The organism is Nitrospira moscoviensis, from assembly GCF_001273775.1.
GTDB lineage: Bacteria > Nitrospirota > Nitrospiria > Nitrospirales > Nitrospiraceae > Nitrospira_D > Nitrospira_D moscoviensis.
The window spans coordinates 3,642,206-3,658,269 of the sequence record NZ_CP011801.1 but is presented as its reverse complement, the minus strand read 5'-3'; the positions used below and the strand labels follow the sequence as shown (position 1 = coordinate 3,658,269).

General features: G+C 65.4%; 10 protein-coding genes. 9 read left to right on the top strand and 1 reads right to left on the bottom strand.

Annotated elements, in window-relative coordinates; all coding sequences use genetic code 11:
• Positions 1-3 precede the first annotated feature (3 nt).
• From treY to glgB, 9 genes are all read left to right on the top strand, one after another.
• On the top strand, positions 4-2,898 hold the full coding sequence (gene treY / locus NITMOv2_RS17785) for a malto-oligosyltrehalose synthase (RefSeq protein ID WP_053381145.1): 2,895 nt from the start codon (positions 4-6) through the stop codon (positions 2,896-2,898).
• A gap of 42 nt (positions 2,899-2,940) precedes the next feature.
• Positions 2,941-3,609, top strand: a complete 669-nt coding sequence (locus NITMOv2_RS17780; RefSeq protein ID WP_145976410.1) for a DUF5752 family protein — start codon at positions 2,941-2,943, stop codon at positions 3,607-3,609.
• Positions 3,610-3,628: 19 nt separating this feature from the next.
• Positions 3,629-5,302, top strand: a complete 1,674-nt coding sequence (gene treS / locus NITMOv2_RS17775) for a maltose alpha-D-glucosyltransferase (RefSeq protein WP_053381143.1) — start codon at positions 3,629-3,631, stop codon at positions 5,300-5,302.
• Positions 5,303-5,536: 234 nt separating this feature from the next.
• Positions 5,537-6,742 (top strand): glycosyltransferase, encoded by a 1,206-nt coding sequence (locus NITMOv2_RS17770; RefSeq protein ID WP_053381142.1) that lies wholly within the window; start codon positions 5,537-5,539, stop codon positions 6,740-6,742.
• Positions 6,743-6,782: 40 nt separating this feature from the next.
• Positions 6,783-8,063, top strand: a complete 1,281-nt coding sequence (locus NITMOv2_RS17765) for a hypothetical protein (RefSeq protein ID WP_053381141.1) — start codon at positions 6,783-6,785, stop codon at positions 8,061-8,063.
• Positions 8,060-8,761 carry a hypothetical protein gene (locus NITMOv2_RS17760; RefSeq protein ID WP_053381140.1) on the top strand — a complete coding sequence of 234 codons (702 nt, stop codon included), beginning with the start codon at positions 8,060-8,062 and terminating at the stop codon, positions 8,759-8,761. Before NITMOv2_RS17765 ends, NITMOv2_RS17760 begins: the two co-directional genes overlap by 4 nt.
• A gap of 27 nt (positions 8,762-8,788) precedes the next feature.
• Complete coding sequence (locus NITMOv2_RS17755; RefSeq protein ID WP_053381139.1) at positions 8,789-10,783, top strand: alpha-1,4-glucan--maltose-1-phosphate maltosyltransferase; 1,995 nt, start codon at positions 8,789-8,791, stop codon at positions 10,781-10,783.
• Between the two features lie 9 nt (positions 10,784-10,792).
• A complete protein-coding gene (locus tag NITMOv2_RS17750) occupies positions 10,793-12,469 on the top strand; it encodes a putative maltokinase (RefSeq protein ID WP_053381138.1) in 1,677 nt (558 codons plus the stop codon).
• A 9-nt stretch (positions 12,470-12,478) separates the two neighbouring features.
• On the top strand, positions 12,479-14,416 hold the full coding sequence (gene glgB, locus NITMOv2_RS17745) for a 1,4-alpha-glucan branching protein GlgB (RefSeq protein ID WP_053381137.1): 1,938 nt from the start codon (positions 12,479-12,481) through the stop codon (positions 14,414-14,416).
• On the opposite strand, the gene NITMOv2_RS17740 is transcribed toward glgB, so the two are convergent.
• On the bottom strand, positions 14,394-16,061 hold the full coding sequence (locus tag NITMOv2_RS17740; RefSeq protein WP_053381136.1) for an alpha-glucosidase: 1,668 nt from the start codon (positions 16,059-16,061) through the stop codon (positions 14,394-14,396). The genes glgB and NITMOv2_RS17740 overlap by 23 nt on opposite strands.
• Between the last annotated feature and the right edge of the window lie 3 nt (positions 16,062-16,064).

Below are 16,064 nucleotides of genomic sequence, written 5' to 3'. Positions count from 1 at the left end.
CACGTGGCACCCTGCACCGCTCCGCGCATTCCGGTGGCCACCTACCGGGTGCAATTGAACAAGTCGTTTCCGTTCGCGGCCGCCACGGCGGCGGTGCCGTACCTCCACCGGCTCGGCATCACGGACTGCTATGCGTCGAGCTTTCTCAGCGCCGTGCCCGGGAGCCTGCACGGCTACGATGTCGTCGATCCCACCGCGCTCAACCCCGAGCTGGGAACGGAGGAAGACTTCCGGACGTTCGTCGGGACGCTGCAGGCGCACGGCATGGGGCTGATCCTGGACGTGGTCTCGAATCACATGGGGATCGCGCAATCGGCCAACCGTTGGTGGCAGGACGTGCTGGAAAACGGGCCCAGTTCCCGCTATGCCGAGGTCTTCGACATCGATTGGGCTCCGCTCAAGCGCGAGCTCGAGGGCAAAGTGCTGCTCCCCATTCTCGGCGATCTCTACGGCGCGGTCCTCGAAAACCAGGAAATCCGCCTGGCCTTCGACGACGGACGGTTCGTCGTTCGCTACTACGATCATGAATTGCCGGTCGCGCCCAAGCCGTCGGCGATGATCCTCACGCATGGGCTGGATGCGGTGATTCGGCGCACGGAGGACGAGCCGCCCGATCTCCAGGAACTGGAGAGCATCGTCACGGCGCTCCGCCATCTGCCGAGCCGCACGGACGCGGCTCCCGAATCGGTGCGCGAGCGGTACCGGGAAAAAGAGATCATCCGCCAGCGCTTGGCGGCGTTGGTCCGGGACAGCCGGACGGTGGGCGGGTTGGTGGAGGCCAACATCCGGCGGTTCAACGGCACGGCGGGGGATCCGGCGAGCTTCGACCTTCTGGACGCGCTGCTGAACGAGCAGGCCTATCGGCTGGCCTACTGGCGGGTCGCCTCGGAAGAGATCAACTATCGGCGGTTTTTCGACATCAACGAGCTGGCCGCGATCCGCATGGAGCAGGAGACGGTCCTGGCCGAGACCCACCGGCTGATCGTTCGTCTCGTGCGGGAGGGCGCCGTCACCGGATTGCGCATCGACCACGTGGACGGGTTGTACGATCCCGGCCGCTATCTTCGCCGGTTGCAGGCGATGGCGGCGGGCGAAGCCGAGCCCCGCCCCCTCTTCGTCGTGGTGGAAAAGATCCTGGGCGCGGATGAGTCGCTTCCGGCCGACTGGCAGTGCTACGGGACGACGGGATACGATTTCTTGAACCTTGTCAACGGCCTGTTCGTGAACGGCGCGCATGAACGGGACATGGACGCCGTCTATGCGCGGTTTCTTCGTCATCGGCCGTCCTTCGACGACGTGATGTACGAGAGCAAACAATTGATCATGACCGCTTCCATGTCGAGCGAGATCAACGTCCTGGGGCACCGGCTCAACCTCCTGTCGGAGCGGGACCGCCGCTCGCGGGATTTCACCTTGAACAGCCTGACCCATGCGATCCGGGAGATCATCGCCTGCTTTCCGATCTATCGCACCTACGTGACGGACGGGCCCGAGCCGGTGTCCGACCGGGACCGCGCCTACATCCGCCTGGCCGTGGCCAGGGCGAAGCGGCGCAATCCGGCGGTCAGCGGAGTCGTCTTTGACTTCGTCCGGTCCCTGCTCTTGAAGGAATGGGACGACCGCACCCAGGAGCATCGCCGAGAGCAACGTGAGTTCGTGATGAAGTTTCAGCAGACGACCAGCCCCGTGACGGCCAAGGGCGTCGAGGATACGGCGTTCTATCGGTACAACCGCCTGGTGTCGCTGAACGAGGTGGGGGGCGACCCGCGCCGGTTCGGAGTCTCGGTGGCCGACTTCCACGCTCGGATGGAAGAGCGCCGGCGGTTCTGGCCCTGGTCCCTCTCCGCCACGTCCACCCACGACACGAAGCGCGGCGAGGACGTCCGCGCCCGCATCGACGTGCTGTCCGAGCTGCCGCGGGACTGGAGCAGGCTGGTGAATCGCTGGAGCCGGGCGAACCGGCGTCACAAGCGCGACGTCGAAGGCCAACCGGCGCCCGACCGGAACGAGGAGTACCTGCTCTATCAGACGCTGATCGGCGCCTGGCCGTTCGGGCCGATGGAGGACGGGGAGTATCGTTCGTTCTGCGGGCGCATAGAGGCGTACATGACGAAAGCGATCAGAGAATCCAAAGTGCACACCAGCTGGGTCAACCCCCATGAGCCGTACGAAGCCGCGGTGCGCCGCTTCGTCGCGGCGGTCCTCGATCGCCGCCCGGATAACGGATTTCTGACGACGTTTCTCCCGTTCCAGGCTCGTGTGGCACAATTCGGCCTATGGAACAGTCTCGCGCAAGTGCTGCTCAAGCTTACGGCGCCGGGCGTCCCGGATGTGTACCAAGGGACCGAGCTGTGGGAATTGAGCCTCGTCGATCCGGACAACCGCCGGCCCGTCGATGTCGCGGCGCGCGCGGCCATCCTCGACGCGCTCGCCGAGCGCATACAGGCCGGGGGTGATCGGCGCAGCTTGGTGCGTGAGCTGATCCAATCGCGGCAAGACGGCCGGATCAAGCTGTACGTGACGATGACGGGGTTACAGTACCGGCGCGCGCGACCCGACATCTTTCTGCAGGGCGACTACCTGGCGGCGGAAACGGCCGGCAGCAAGGCCGGGCATCTCTGCGCCTACGCGCGGCAGCGGGGTGAGGCGCGGGTGGTGGTCGTCGTGCCGCGGTTGGTGTCCGGGCTGGTCGGGGAGGCGGGCACCGTTCCGGTCGGGTCGCCGGTGTGGGGTGAGACGGTGGTGCGGATCCCGGCGGACGGCCGGGCGGCGCACTATCGAAACGTGCTGACGGGTGATACGGTGACCTCCAAGGAAGAGGTCGGCCGTCAGGTGCTGCGGGTGGCGGACGTCTTGAGCGACTGTCCCGTGGCGCTGTTGGAGTCGGTCGGGCCATAGCGAGGCGGAGCGTCGGTCGGATCAGGCGGAAGGACTATGGACGTGACGGAGCACAGCTTTCGATTCATCGGGTGCAGCGAGCTGCGGGAAATCCTCGGGAAGGAGGCGGAGGACGAAAAACGCCTCGTCGAGCTGATCGAGGAGGTGCCGCTCGACTCCATTTACTTCCACACGCACAGCTATTTCCTCCGCCACAGCTATGTGGAGCGGGTCTACCCGAACGATTTTGCCCAGTGGGTCGCGATGGAGGTGCGGGATCATGTTCTGGGAGAACGGCTGGCCGTGGTCGACCCGTTCGCCTACGGCAACCTGGAGGCCTTGCGCGACGAGCTGATCTCGGTCATCGACGATCATCTGTCCCGGACCTCCATCGTGCCGCGGGTGATCTTCGGCGCGCCGTTCCATTTCAACCAGTCGAGGATTCTCGAGGTGCCGACGGGGCTGGAAGTGACCACGCTGCGGGCGTTCCGCCGCGCCCTGGCCGAGGTCGAAGTGAGCGCGATCTATTACCACGTCTTCGAAGCGCGCCACCGTCTGGCCCGTGCGGAGAACGACTTCTCGGCCTGGGTTCGCGAAGGGTTGGGCCTGCCGGACCTCGCGCAGAAGCTGCAGTCCATCAATCCCTATGTGGGCAGCCTGGAACGTCTGCGGTCGGCCCTGATTACCGCCTGCGACGAGTTCCTCGCACAAGAGCCCGCCGGTCGGGCATGAGGAGGGAACGATTGTGCCCATGACGGACCCGCTCTGGTACAAGGACGCCGTGTTCTACGAGGTCCACGTGAAGGCGTTCTTCGACGGCAACGACGACGGCATCGGGGATTTTCCCGGTCTGACCCAAAAGCTCGACTACCTCCAGTGGCTCGGCGTGAACTGCATCTGGCTGCTCCCGTTTTTTCCCTCGCCGCTGCGCGACGACGGCTATGACGTCGCGGACTATCTGGGCGTCTTCGCGGACTACGGCACGCTGGAGGACGTCCGCCGGTTTTTGGACGAGGCGCATCGGCGCGGGATGCGGGTCATCGCCGATCTGGTGTTGAACCATACCTCGGACCAGCATCCGTGGTTCCTGGAGTCGCGCAGCTCGCCGCAGTCCCCCAAGCGCGAGTACTACGTCTGGAGCGACACGGACAAGAAATACGAGAAGGCCCGCATCATCTTCATCGACACGGAGAAATCGAACTGGACCTGGGATCCCGTGGCGCAGGCCTATTACTGGCACCGGTTTTTCAGCCATCAACCGGATTTGAACTACGACCATCCCGATCTGCGCCGCGCCATGTTGGACGTCTTGTCCTTCTGGCTGGACCAGGGGCTGGACGGCTTCCGGTGCGACGCGGTCCCGTACCTGTTCGAGCGGGAAGGCACGATCTGCGAGAACCTGCCGGAGACCCACGCCTATTTGAAGGAGGTCCGCAAGCGGATCGACGAGGCCTACCGGGGCCGCATCCTGCTGGCGGAGGCGAATCAATGGCCGGCCGACGTGCGGCCCTATTTCGGCGACGGCGACGAATTCCACATGGCCTTTCACTTTCCCTTGATGCCCCGGCTGTTCATGGGGCTGCGGAGCGAAGACTGGCATCCGATCGTCGACATGTTCATCCATACGCCGCCGATTCCCGAGACCTGCCAGTGGTGCCTGTTCCTGCGCAATCACGACGAGCTGACGCTGGAGATGTGCTCGGGCGAGGAGCGCGACTACATGTATTACGCCTACGCCCGGGATCCGCAGATGCGGCGCAACATCGGCATCGCGCGGCGCCTGGCGCCGCTGCTGGACAACGACCGCCGCAGGATCGAACTGCTGAACAGCCTCGTGTTCACGCTGCCGGGCAGTCCGATCATCTACTATGGAGACGAGATCGGGATGGGGGACAACGTGCACTTGGGGGACCGGAACGGCGTCCGCACGCCGATGCAGTGGAGCGCGGACCGGAACGGCGGGTTCTCGAAAGCCGACGCGGCGGCGCTCTATTTGCCCGTGATCGCCGACTCGCTGTTCGGCTATCAGACCGCCAACGTGGAAGCGCAGCAACAGACTCCGCATTCCCTGCTGCATTGGATGCGGCGCCTCATCGCCGTGCGGAAGCGGCATCGCGCCTTCGGCCGCGGCACGATCGAGTTTCTCCGGCCGCGCAACGAAAAAGTCCTCGCCTATCTCCGCCGGCACGGCGAGGACGTCTTGTTGCTGGTGCACAATCTCGCCGGCTCCGCCCAGGCGGTGGAGCTGGAGATCCGGCAGTTCAAGGGGGCGGTGCCGATCGAGTTGTTCGGCGAATCGCGGTTTCCCGCCGTCGGCGAGGCGCCGTACATGCTCAGCCTCGCGCCCTACGGCTACTATTGGTTCCAGCTCCAACGAACGACCGCCGGAGAACCGACGTATGGCATCGAAGACAGCTTGATTTGAGAGGATGCTGAAAAAGACCGCCAGCTTTGTTCTCGGCTCGCACGAATCCTCAACGTACCCCCCGGGTCGGAGCTGCCTCAGCTCGGGGTCGGCGGGTGAAAAGGGTACGCCTGCGGTTCTTGCGTCGCCTGCGGCCGCGCTGGACGGTCTTTTTGAGCATCCTGTGGGATCACCACATGATGACAACACTTTCTGAGTCGAACCGCGGGATATCGATCCTCGTATAAGAGGGACATGGCACGCGAACTGGATGACTATCGGGACGTCGCCCCCAAAGGGACGATCGATTTTCTGTACCGACTGAGCGAGTCGGTGGCGGGCCGGCAGTTTCTGCACATCAGCGCCGTCCGGTACGGCGGCGGCATGGCGGAGATCCTGCGCCGCCTGATTCCGATCCTGAACGCGCTGGGCGTGGTGGCGCGCTGGGAAGTCCTGACCGGCGACCAGCAGTTTCTGGAGATCTCCCGGCGCATGGTCCATGCGCTTCAGGGACGGGAGCAGGAGCTCTCCGAGCCGATGCAACAGGCCTATCTGAAGGTCAACCGCCGGAACGCCGAGGCGCTCAACCTGGACGCCGATCTCGTGATGATCCACGATCCGCAGCCGGCGGCGCTCGTCGAACACCGCAAGGGCGGCAAATGGATCTGGCGCTGCCATCTGGACCTGGCCCAGCCGCAGCGGCGCGCTTGGAGCTTCGTGCGTCGCTTCGTCCTCAAGTATGACGCCGCGATCTTCTCCCTGGACGGATTCGCGCAACGCCTGCCGATCCCGAAGTTCATGATCTACCCGTCGATCGATCCGCTGAGCGCCAAGAACCGGGAATTGCCGCGGGCGGAGGTGAGCCAGGCGCTCGAACGTCTGGCGATTCCGAGAGACAAGCCGATCCTGCTGCAGATGACCCCGTTCGAACGGGTGAAAGATCCCATGGGCACGCTGCGGGCCTATCGGTTGGTCAAGCAGCATCACGCGTGCCGGCTGGTGCTGGCCGGCGGCGGCGTCGCGCACAATCCGGAGGGCGAAGCGGTCGTGGCGGAGATCAAGAACGCGGCGGGCAACGACCCGGACGTGCACGTGTTACAGTTGCCCCCCGAAGCGGACCTCGAGCTCAATGCGCTGCAGCGGGCGGCGGCGATCGTCGTGCACAAGCCCCTTCGGGAAGGATTCGGCATCGCGGTGTCCGAAGCCATGTGGAAGGGGAAGCCGGTCGTCGGCAGCGTGGCCGGCGGCCTCTCCGCGCAAATCATCGACGGCGTCACCGGGTTCCTCGTGCATTCGGAGGAAGGCGCGGCCTTCCGCATCCGGCATCTGCTGAACAATCCGGGATTGATGCAGCGGATGGGCGGCGCGGGCCGCGAGCATGTCCGGAGGAATTTTCTCATCACGCGGCACCTCAGTGAATATCTGACTCTGTTGAATCTGTTCACGGGGCGCCTCGCGTGACGCCGCAAGACAGGGCACCGGCGAGGGAGAGGCGGGGACCATGACCGGCGACACCCTGTGGCAGGAGATCCGCGATCAGCTGCCGGCTCTCACGCGCGTCGATATCCTGGTCGGCCTGCCGACCTTCAACAATGCGGCGACGGTGCGGTCGGTGGCCCAGGCCGTCACGGCGGGGTTGCGCCAGGCGTTTCCCGGCTCCGCGACGGTGCTGATCAACGCCGACGCGGGATCGCAGGACGGCACTCCGGAGCTCTTGAAACAGGCGATCGGCGAGCAAATCCCCACCGCCTTCTTCCGTCGGCAGTCGGGCGGCGCGTCGGTGGGGATGGGCGCGTTGCCCCGGTTGTCGGAGTCGGGAGTGCCCGGCCGCGAAGAGGCGTTTCGGACCTTCTTCACGGCGACGCGGCAGGCCGGAGCGTCGGCCTGCGCCGTCGTCGACCCGGCCGTCCGCTCCGTCACGTCGGACTGGCTGCCCTGGCTGCTGGGGCCGGTGATGGAAGGCCGCGCGGACTACGTGGCGCCGGTCTTTCTTCGGCCCCGCTACGAGGGCAGTTTGACGAACAGCCTGATCTACCCGCTCAATCGTGCCTTGTACGGCGCGGTGGTGCGGTATCACACCGGCGGCGGCTATGGATTCTCCGGCGCGTTGGCCGGCCTCTATCTGGAGCGGGACCTGTGGGAAGGAAAGGCGGCGGAGTACGGCATCGAGAGTTGGTTGACCACGGTCGCCGTGGCGGAAGGCCGACCGATCTGCCAGGCCGGGCTGGGCGAGAAGATCGTGGAGCCGGGGCGGATCGGGGAGGACCTCTCGTCGGTGCTGACCCAGGCCGTCGGCTCGCTCTTCCATTTTATGGAGCGGTACCAGGACGTGTGGGAACAGCGCAGCGGATCACTGCCCGTGCCCCAGGTCGGGTTGCCTTATCGGCCGGGGCAGGATCGCGCTCCGGTCAACGTCGAGCGCATGATCCGGGGGTTCCGGCAGGGGCTGCGCGATCTGCTGCCGCTCTGGGAGATCATCCTGTCGCCCGAGACCTTGTCCGGGATCCTCCCCTTGGGGTTGACCGAGGCGGAGGACTTCCGTTTCCCGGCCGCGCTGTGGGCCCAGACGGTGTATGACTTCGCGCTGGCCTACCATGAAAAGGTCCTGCATCAGGACCACGTGCTCAAGTCGTTGACGCCGCTCTATCTGGGATGGATGGCGTCGCTGGTGCTGCGGACGCGCGACGGCAAGCCGGAGGACGTGGAGGACGCGATCGAAGAACTCTGCGACACCTTTGCGCGCACCAAGCCCTATCTGGTCGAGCGATGGAGGTTCTCATGAGCGAGATGTGGCAGGAAGCGATGTCCGAGGCGTTCCGCGACACCAGCATGCGGCTGGCGTTGTTGCTGCCGAAGCTCCTCGCGCTGGTCACCTTCTTAGTGCTGGGCGTCGCGGCCGGATGGCTCGTCAAATTTCTGTTGTTGCGGCTCCTGTCCGCCGTCCGCTTCGACGCCTTCTGCGAGCGGATGGGCCTCTGGCCGTCCCTCACGCGGGCGGGGGTGCCGCAGCGCACGTCGCTGGTGATCGGCCGCCTGTCGTTTTGGATGGTCTTCCTCTTGTTTGCGCTGATGGGCATCGATGCGCTCGGCCTGCCGGCGACGGCGAATCTCATGAGCCTCTTCCTCTGGTTTTTGCCCAACGTCGTGGCCGCGGCGTTTCTGTTGCTGTTCGGCGTCATGCTCGCCAACTTCATGGCGGAGGCGGCGTTGATCTCCGCCGTCAACGCGCAGGTTCGGGAGGCGCGCATCATCGCCAATCTGGTCCGCTGGGGCATCTGGCTGCTCACGGCGGCCATGGTGCTGACGCAGCTCGGGATCGCGAAGGACATCGTGGTGGCCGCGTTCAGCATTACGTTCGGCGGCATCGTGCTGGCGCTCGCGATCGCCCTGGGATTGGGCGGCCGGCACATCGCACGCGAAGGGCTGGAGCGCCGCCTCCGGAAGAAGAAGACGGAAGAGGACGAGCTGACGCACATTTGAACGGGCGGCGAAGAGGAGCGTTCATCGATGCAGGAGGCAACCGGACCGCGGCGGGTGGTGGTGGAAGGCGTCACGCCGGAGATCGACGGCGGGCGCTTTCCGATCAAGCGCGCCTGCGGCGAGACCGTCGTGGTGGAAGCGGACGTGTTCGCCGACGGCCATGACGTCCTGGGCGTGCGGCTGGCGTACCGCCGCGAACAGGACGCCCACTGGGCCGAGGCGCCGATGGAACCGCTCGGCAACGATCGCTGGCGGGCCTCCTTCGAGGTGTCCGCGCTGGGCCGTTACCGGTACACGGTCCTGGGGTGGGTCGATCATTTCGCCACCTGGCGCCGGGACCTCGCCAAGAAGCTCGAGGCGGGTCAGCGCGTGCCGGTCGAGCTCCTCGTCGGCGCCCGCCTGATCCAGGAGACGGGCCGCCGCGCGTCCGGAGACGATCGCGCGCAGTTGCAGCGGTGGGCGGACGAGCTCGGGCGGCAGGACCGGAGCGACGCCGACCGCAGCCGGCTGGCCTTGAGCCAAGACGTGCAACAACTCGTCGCCCGCTATCCGGACCGCTCCGGCCAGACGACCTACGATCGGGAGCTGACCGTGGTGGTGGACCGGGAGAAGGCCCGGTTCAGTACGTGGTATGAGCTGTTTCCCCGCTCCTGCAGCCCGATCCCCGGCCGGCACGGCACGTTCAAGGATTGCGAAGCCCGGTTGCCCTACGTCGCGTCCATGGGATTCGACGTGCTCTACCTGCCGCCGATTCATCCGATCGGAACGACGCAGCGCAAGGGGCGGAACAACAGCCCGGACGCCGGCCCCGGCGATCCCGGGAGCCCCTGGGCCATCGGGGCGGAAGAAGGGGGGCACACGGCGGTCCATCCTGAGTTGGGCACGTTGGAGGATTTCAGGCGCTTGGTGGCGGCGGCCCAATCCCATGGCTTGGAAGTGGCGCTCGACATCGCCTTTCAGTGCTCGCCCGATCACCCCTACGTGAAGGAGCACCGCGAGTGGTTCCGGATCAGACCGGACGGCACGGTGCAATACGCGGAGAATCCGCCCAAGAAATATCAGGACATTTATCCGCTCGACTTCGAGACCGCAGCGTGGCAGGCGCTCTGGCAGGAATTGGAGCGCGTGTTCCGCTTTTGGATCGCGCAGGGCGTCCGCATCTTCCGCGTCGACAATCCGCACACCAAGCCCTTCGGGTTGTGGGAATGGGTGATCGGACGCATCCAGCGGGACCATCCGGATACGATCTTCCTGTCGGAAGCGTTCACGAGGCCGAAAGTGATGTACCGGCTGGCCAAGCTCGGCTTCAGCCAGTCGTACAACTACTTTCCCTGGCGCAACACCAAGTCCGAGCTGATCGGGTATTTCACGGAGCTGACCCGGACGGAGGTGCGGGAGTATCTGCGGCCGAATCTTTGGCCCAATACGCCGGATATTTTGACGGAGTACCTGCAGCATGGAGGCCGGCCCGCCTTCATGTCCCGGCTGGTGCTGGCCGCCACGTTGGGGGCGAGCTACGGGATCTATGGGCCGGCGTTCGAGCTGGGCGAGCACCGGCCGCGCGAGGCGGGAAGCGAGGAGTATCTCGATTCGGAAAAGTATGAGATCAAGCACTGGGCCATCGACCGGCCCGACAGCCTGCGGGAGTTCATCGGCCGGGTGAACCGGATCCGCCGCGAGAATCCGGCGCTGCAGCACGACTGGAGCCTGCGCTTCCATCCGGTCGACAACGAGTCGTTGCTCGCGTACAGCAAGCAGACGGCCGACGGATCCAATCTCATTCTGGTCGTCGTGAACCTGAGCCCGCACCACCGGCACAGCGGATGGCTGGATGTGGACCTCGAGGCGTTGGGGCTCGAGGCGGAGCGGCCTTTTCAAGCGCAGGATCTCCTGACCGACGCCTACTATCTCTGGCAGGGGTCGCGCAATTACGTCAGCCTCGATCCCCACTCGGCCCCGGCGCAGATTTTCCGGTTGCGCCGGCGGCTCCGGACCGAGCGTGACTTCGATTATTTTTTGTGAGGACCGCCGTTGTCCGTCGTCGATAGTCAGAGCGGGCGCATCACCCTTTCCGAGTCCTGGGAGCGGATTCTGGAAGGAGAGGGGAAGGCCCGGCTCGAAGCGGCCTTGCCGGGCATGCTCACGAGGCAGCGCTGGTTCGGCGGCAAGGCCCGCACCCTCGCGACGGCGGCCGTCGTCGAAGCGATTCCCCTCCATCTCGAGGCCACGCAGGCCATCCTGCTCTTCATCGAGGTGACCTACCGGGATGGTGTGCCGGAAACCTACGTCCTTCCCGTCACCGCGGCGTTCGGAGAAGACGCGGAGGGGATTGCCCGGGAGTGGCCCCAGGCGGTGCTCGCGCAGGTCGCAGTGGCGGAGGCCGGCTCGCCGCGCTACGGTGTCCTGTATGACGCGCTCTGGCAGGAGGCGTTCGCCCACGCGCTGCTCGCCGCCGTCGGCCGCGGCGGCCGGTCCTCCGGCCGGGCCGGGAGCCTGGTGGCGGCCGCGACGGCGGCCTATCGATCGATCGTACCGCCCGAGAGCCGGCTGCCTGCATGCGTGATGAAGACGGAGCAGAGCAATACGTCGGTGCGGTATGGGGATCGGGCGATGCTCAAGCTCTACCGGCGGCTGCAGCCGGGAAGCAATCCCGACCTGGAGATCGGACGGTTCCTGACGTCGGTGTCGTTCCCCTATAGTCCGGCGGTCGGCGGGGCGATCGAGTATGTGCGGCCCGGCTGTGAGCCGATGACCGTCGGATTGCTGCAAGCTTTCGTGCCCAACCAGGGCGACGCCTGGAGCATGATGCTGAAGGCGGTGGAGTCCTATCTTTCGCGTGTGCCGGCGCGGGCGGCGGATGTCGATCCGAGCCTGGTTGCAGGCGGAACCCTGTGGGAGCCGGGGGAGGCGCCGGAAGAAGTCCGACAGCTCATCGGTCCTGCGCTGGCATCCGCCGCCTGTCTCGGGCGGCGGACAGGCGCGCTGCATCGCACGTTGGCCCGGTCTGAAGATCCGGCCTTTTGTCCGGAGCCGATGATCAAGGACTATCGCCGGGCTCGGTTCGCTTCGATGGCTCGTCTGTGGAGCGACACGCGGCTGCTGCTGACCGAGCGAGGCGCCTCGCTGCCGCCTCCGATGCAGGATGAGGCATCGCATCTCGTGGATCGGGGCCGGGAGGTCGAGGCCGTGTTTCGCGCCTTGCTGGAGATCGAAGACGCCGGGCTGCGCATCCGCTGCCACGGCGATTATCATCTGGGGCAAGTGCTGTGGACCGGGTCCGATTATGTCATCATCGATTTCGAGGGGGAGCCGGCCAGGCCCTTGCGCGAGCGCCGGACCAAACAGTCCCCGCTGCTCGATGTCGCCGGGATGCTGCGCTCGTTCGACTATGCGGCATCGGCGGTCGTGCAGAGCCGGCGCACCGCGGGGATCGGCTTCGATGAGGAGCCTTGGGCCGATTGCTGGTCCCGCCGGGTCGGGGCGGAATTCCTCACGGCGTATCGCCGGGAGGTCGAGACGGCCGCGTTTTGGCCGCGCGCGCCGCAGGCGGCGGAAGTGCTGCTGGCGGTCCATCTGCTGGAAAAGGCCGTCTATGAGCTGAGCTACGAGCTGAACAACCGCCCCGAGTGGGTCGCCATCCCGCTCAAGGGCATCACGGACATCCTGAACATGAACGGAACCCGAGCCGCTGCCGCACTCGGGCGATGAGGTGAGGATATGAGCCATGACCGGCGAGGCGCGGATGTGATGGACGAGATCACCATACTGACGCCGCACGATCTGTATCTCTTCAACGAGGGGAGCCATTTTCGGCTCTATGACAAGCTCGGCGCGCATCCGATGCAATCTGCAGGCGTGGACGGCACGTACTTCGCGGTCTGGGCGCCGAATGCGGAGCAGGTGTCCGTGATCGGCGCGTTCAACGACTGGAAGGCCGACCGCCATCCCTTACGCCCGCGGGAACAGTCGGGCATCTGGGAGGGCTTCATTCCGGGGATCGGCAAGGGCGCGCTCTACAAATTCCACATCCGGTCACGCTTCCACGGCTATCGGATCGACAAGACCGATCCCTTCGCCCTGTTCAACGAGATCCCGCCGAAGACGGCGTCGATCGTTTGGGACTGCGACTACGACTGGCAGGACGGAGACTGGATGCGCGGCCGGCACCGGCGGAACGCGCTCGATGCGCCGATGGCCGTCTATGAAATGCATGTCGGATCTTGGAAGCGGGTGCCCGAGGACGGCTATCGATCGCTCAGCTATCGGGAGCTGGCCGAGACGCTGCCGAGCTATCTGCAGGAGACGGGATTCACGCACGTCGAATTCCTGCCCGTCATGGATCATCCCTTCTTCGGGTCCTGGGGATACCAGACCACCGGCTACTTCGCACCGTCCGGCTATTACGGCACGCCGCAAGATTTGATGTACCTGATCGACCAGCTGCACCGGCACGGCATCGGGGTCATTTTGGACTGGGTGCCGTCGCACTTTCCGACCGATGCGCACGGTCTCGGCTACTTCGACGGCACCCATCTGTTCGAACATGCGGACCCGCAGCAGGGATTTCATCCGGAATGGAACACGTTCATTTTCAATTACGGCCGCAATGAAGTGCGCAGCTTTCTGATCAGCAGCGCGCTGTTCTGGCTGGAGAAGTATCATGTCGACGGCATCCGCGTGGACGCCGTCGCCTCCATGCTGTATTTGGACTACTCGCGGAAAGCCGGAGAATGGATCCCCAATCAATACGGCGGGCGGGAAAATCTGGACGCCATCGCCTTCTTACGCCGCTTCAATGAAGAGGTCTACAAGCAGTTTCCCGATGTCCAGACGATCGCCGAGGAATCCACGGCCTGGCCGATGGTTTCCAAGCCCACGTATCTGGGCGGATTGGGCTTCGGCTTGAAGTGGGACATGGGCTGGATGCACGACACGCTGAGCTACATGAGCCAGGACCCGTACTTCCGCAAGTATCACCACAATAAGCTGACCTTCCGGATGCTCTACGCCTTCCACGAAAACTTCGTGCTGCCGCTCTCGCATGACGAAGTCGTGTACGGCAAGGGCTCTTTGCTCGGCAAGATGCCGGGCGACGAGTGGCAGAAGTTCGCCAATCTCCGCCTGCTGTTCGGCTACATGTACGCGCAGGCGGCCAAGAAGCTCCTGTTCATGGGCGGCGAGATCGGGCAGGGGCGCGAATGGGCGCACGACCATAGCGTGGAATGGGATCTGCTCCAGTATCCGTTTCACAGCAGCCTCCAGCGCTGGGTGGCGGATCTGAACCGGGTGTATCGCGCCGAGCCGGCGCTCTACCAGCGCGACCTGGACCCCGCCGGCTTCGAATGGATCGACTGCAACGACGCCGAATCGAGCGTGATCAGCCTGCTCCGCACAGGCGCCTCCACGGACGACCTGTTGCTCATCGTCTGCAACTTCACCCCCGTGCCCCGGCCGAACTATCGCCTCGGGGCGCCGCGCGGCGGATTCTGGCAGGAATTGCTCAACAGCGACGCCACCCTCTACGGCGGGAGCGGCTGGGGCAACTTGGGCGGGGTGGAGGCGGTGCCCATTCCGCTGCACGGCCGCTCCCACTCGATTACGGTGACGCTGCCCCCGCTCGCCGCGCTGTTCTTCAAGAGCCGCGGGGCTCACTGAGGCCGACCAACAGGCCTTCGTTGGGACTGAGCCGTACCTGTCTCGGATCCCATTTTCCTGCCGATGCGTCGGGATCTGTCGAGAGCAGCACGCGCCCGGGCGCGCAGCCGGCGGGCAAGGCGAAGCTCAGCCCCCGTTCGGAAAAATTGACGGCGATCAGCATCCTCTCGATTGCGCCGCCATCCGTGCGTGCCGCTCGTTCATAGAGCAGGCAGTCGCCGGGCCCTCCCTCGACGAGCCGGTAGTGTCCCCGTGACAGGGCGGGAGACGCGCGACGGAGTTCGAGCAGCCGCCGATAGAGAGACCAGAGTGAGCGCGGATCGCCCGCGTTGCGCAGGACGTTGCGCCCAGGATAATCGGGAGCGACGGGGAGCCAGGGGCGTCCGGTGCTGAAGCCCGCGTGGGGAGACGCATCCCACTGCATCGGCCTGCGCGCCGGGTCGCGGCCCGGCCGGAAGGGCCAAAACCGTTTGGTATAGGGATCGCGCAGATCCCGATACCGCAGGCGCCCGTTTCGCATGCCCAGCTCTTCGCCGTAATAGAGAAAGGGCGTCCCGGGCATCGTCAGGAGCAGCAGGGCCGCGGCTCGCGCCCGGGCTTCCGCGTCGCCGCCCGCTCCATACCGGTCGATGTGGCGCGGCTGATCGTGATTGCTGAATACGATGGTCGGCCATCCACCTTTGGGAATCGCCGGCACATCGTCCGCCAGAAACCGGCGGAAGCGATCCGCCCGCCAGGGCGACTTCATCAGGCGAAAATCGAACACGAGATGCAGCTCGTCCTCGCCCTGTCCGTAAAACGAGGCGGGGCCGCCCGGCGTATCCGCCGCCGCTTCGCCGATCAGGACCACATCGGGATAGGAGGAGACCACGCTTCGCAGCTCGCGCATGATGTCGTGCGCGAGCGGCTGGTCGCGGTCGTACCGATGGTGCTGCCTGGTATAGCCGCGTAGGCCGAGGCGGAAGGGATTGTCCGGCCAGCGGACGTCCTTGCCCAGCCAATTGATCGCGTCGAGGCGAAAGCCGTCGACACCTCGGTCGAGCCAGAAACGGACCACGTCCCACAGCGCGGCCCGCACGGCGGGATTGCTCCAATTCAGATCCGGCTGTTCCTTCAAGAAGGAATGGAGATAGTACTGCCGGCTTCCCAGATCCCAGGTCCAGGAGGAGCCGCCGAAACGGGCGTTCCAGTTGCTCGGCCGCCGCCCGAACGACATGCCGTCCGCCCAACAGTACCAGTCGCGCTTCGCCGACTGCCGGGAAGCGCGGGATTCCACGAACCAAGGATGCCGGTCGGAGGTATGGTTGAGCACGAGGTCCATGATGACGCGGATCCCGCGCCGGTGGGCCTCCCGCACGAGTTCGTCGAAGTCGGCCAACCGGCCGAAGCGCGGATCGACGTTGCAGTAGTCCGCCACGTCATAGCCGAAATCCTTCATGGGAGAGGGATAGATCGGCGAGAGCCAGATCGCATCGATCCCGAGCGAAGCCCCCGGTCCGCCGCGCAGATAGTCGAGCCTGGAGCGAATGCCGGCGAGATCGCCGATGCCGTCGCCGTCGGAGTCCTGAAAACTCCACGGGTAGATTTGATAAAAGACCGCGGAGTGCCACCAGAAAGAACGTGAAGAGCGCGATGCGTCAGACATGCG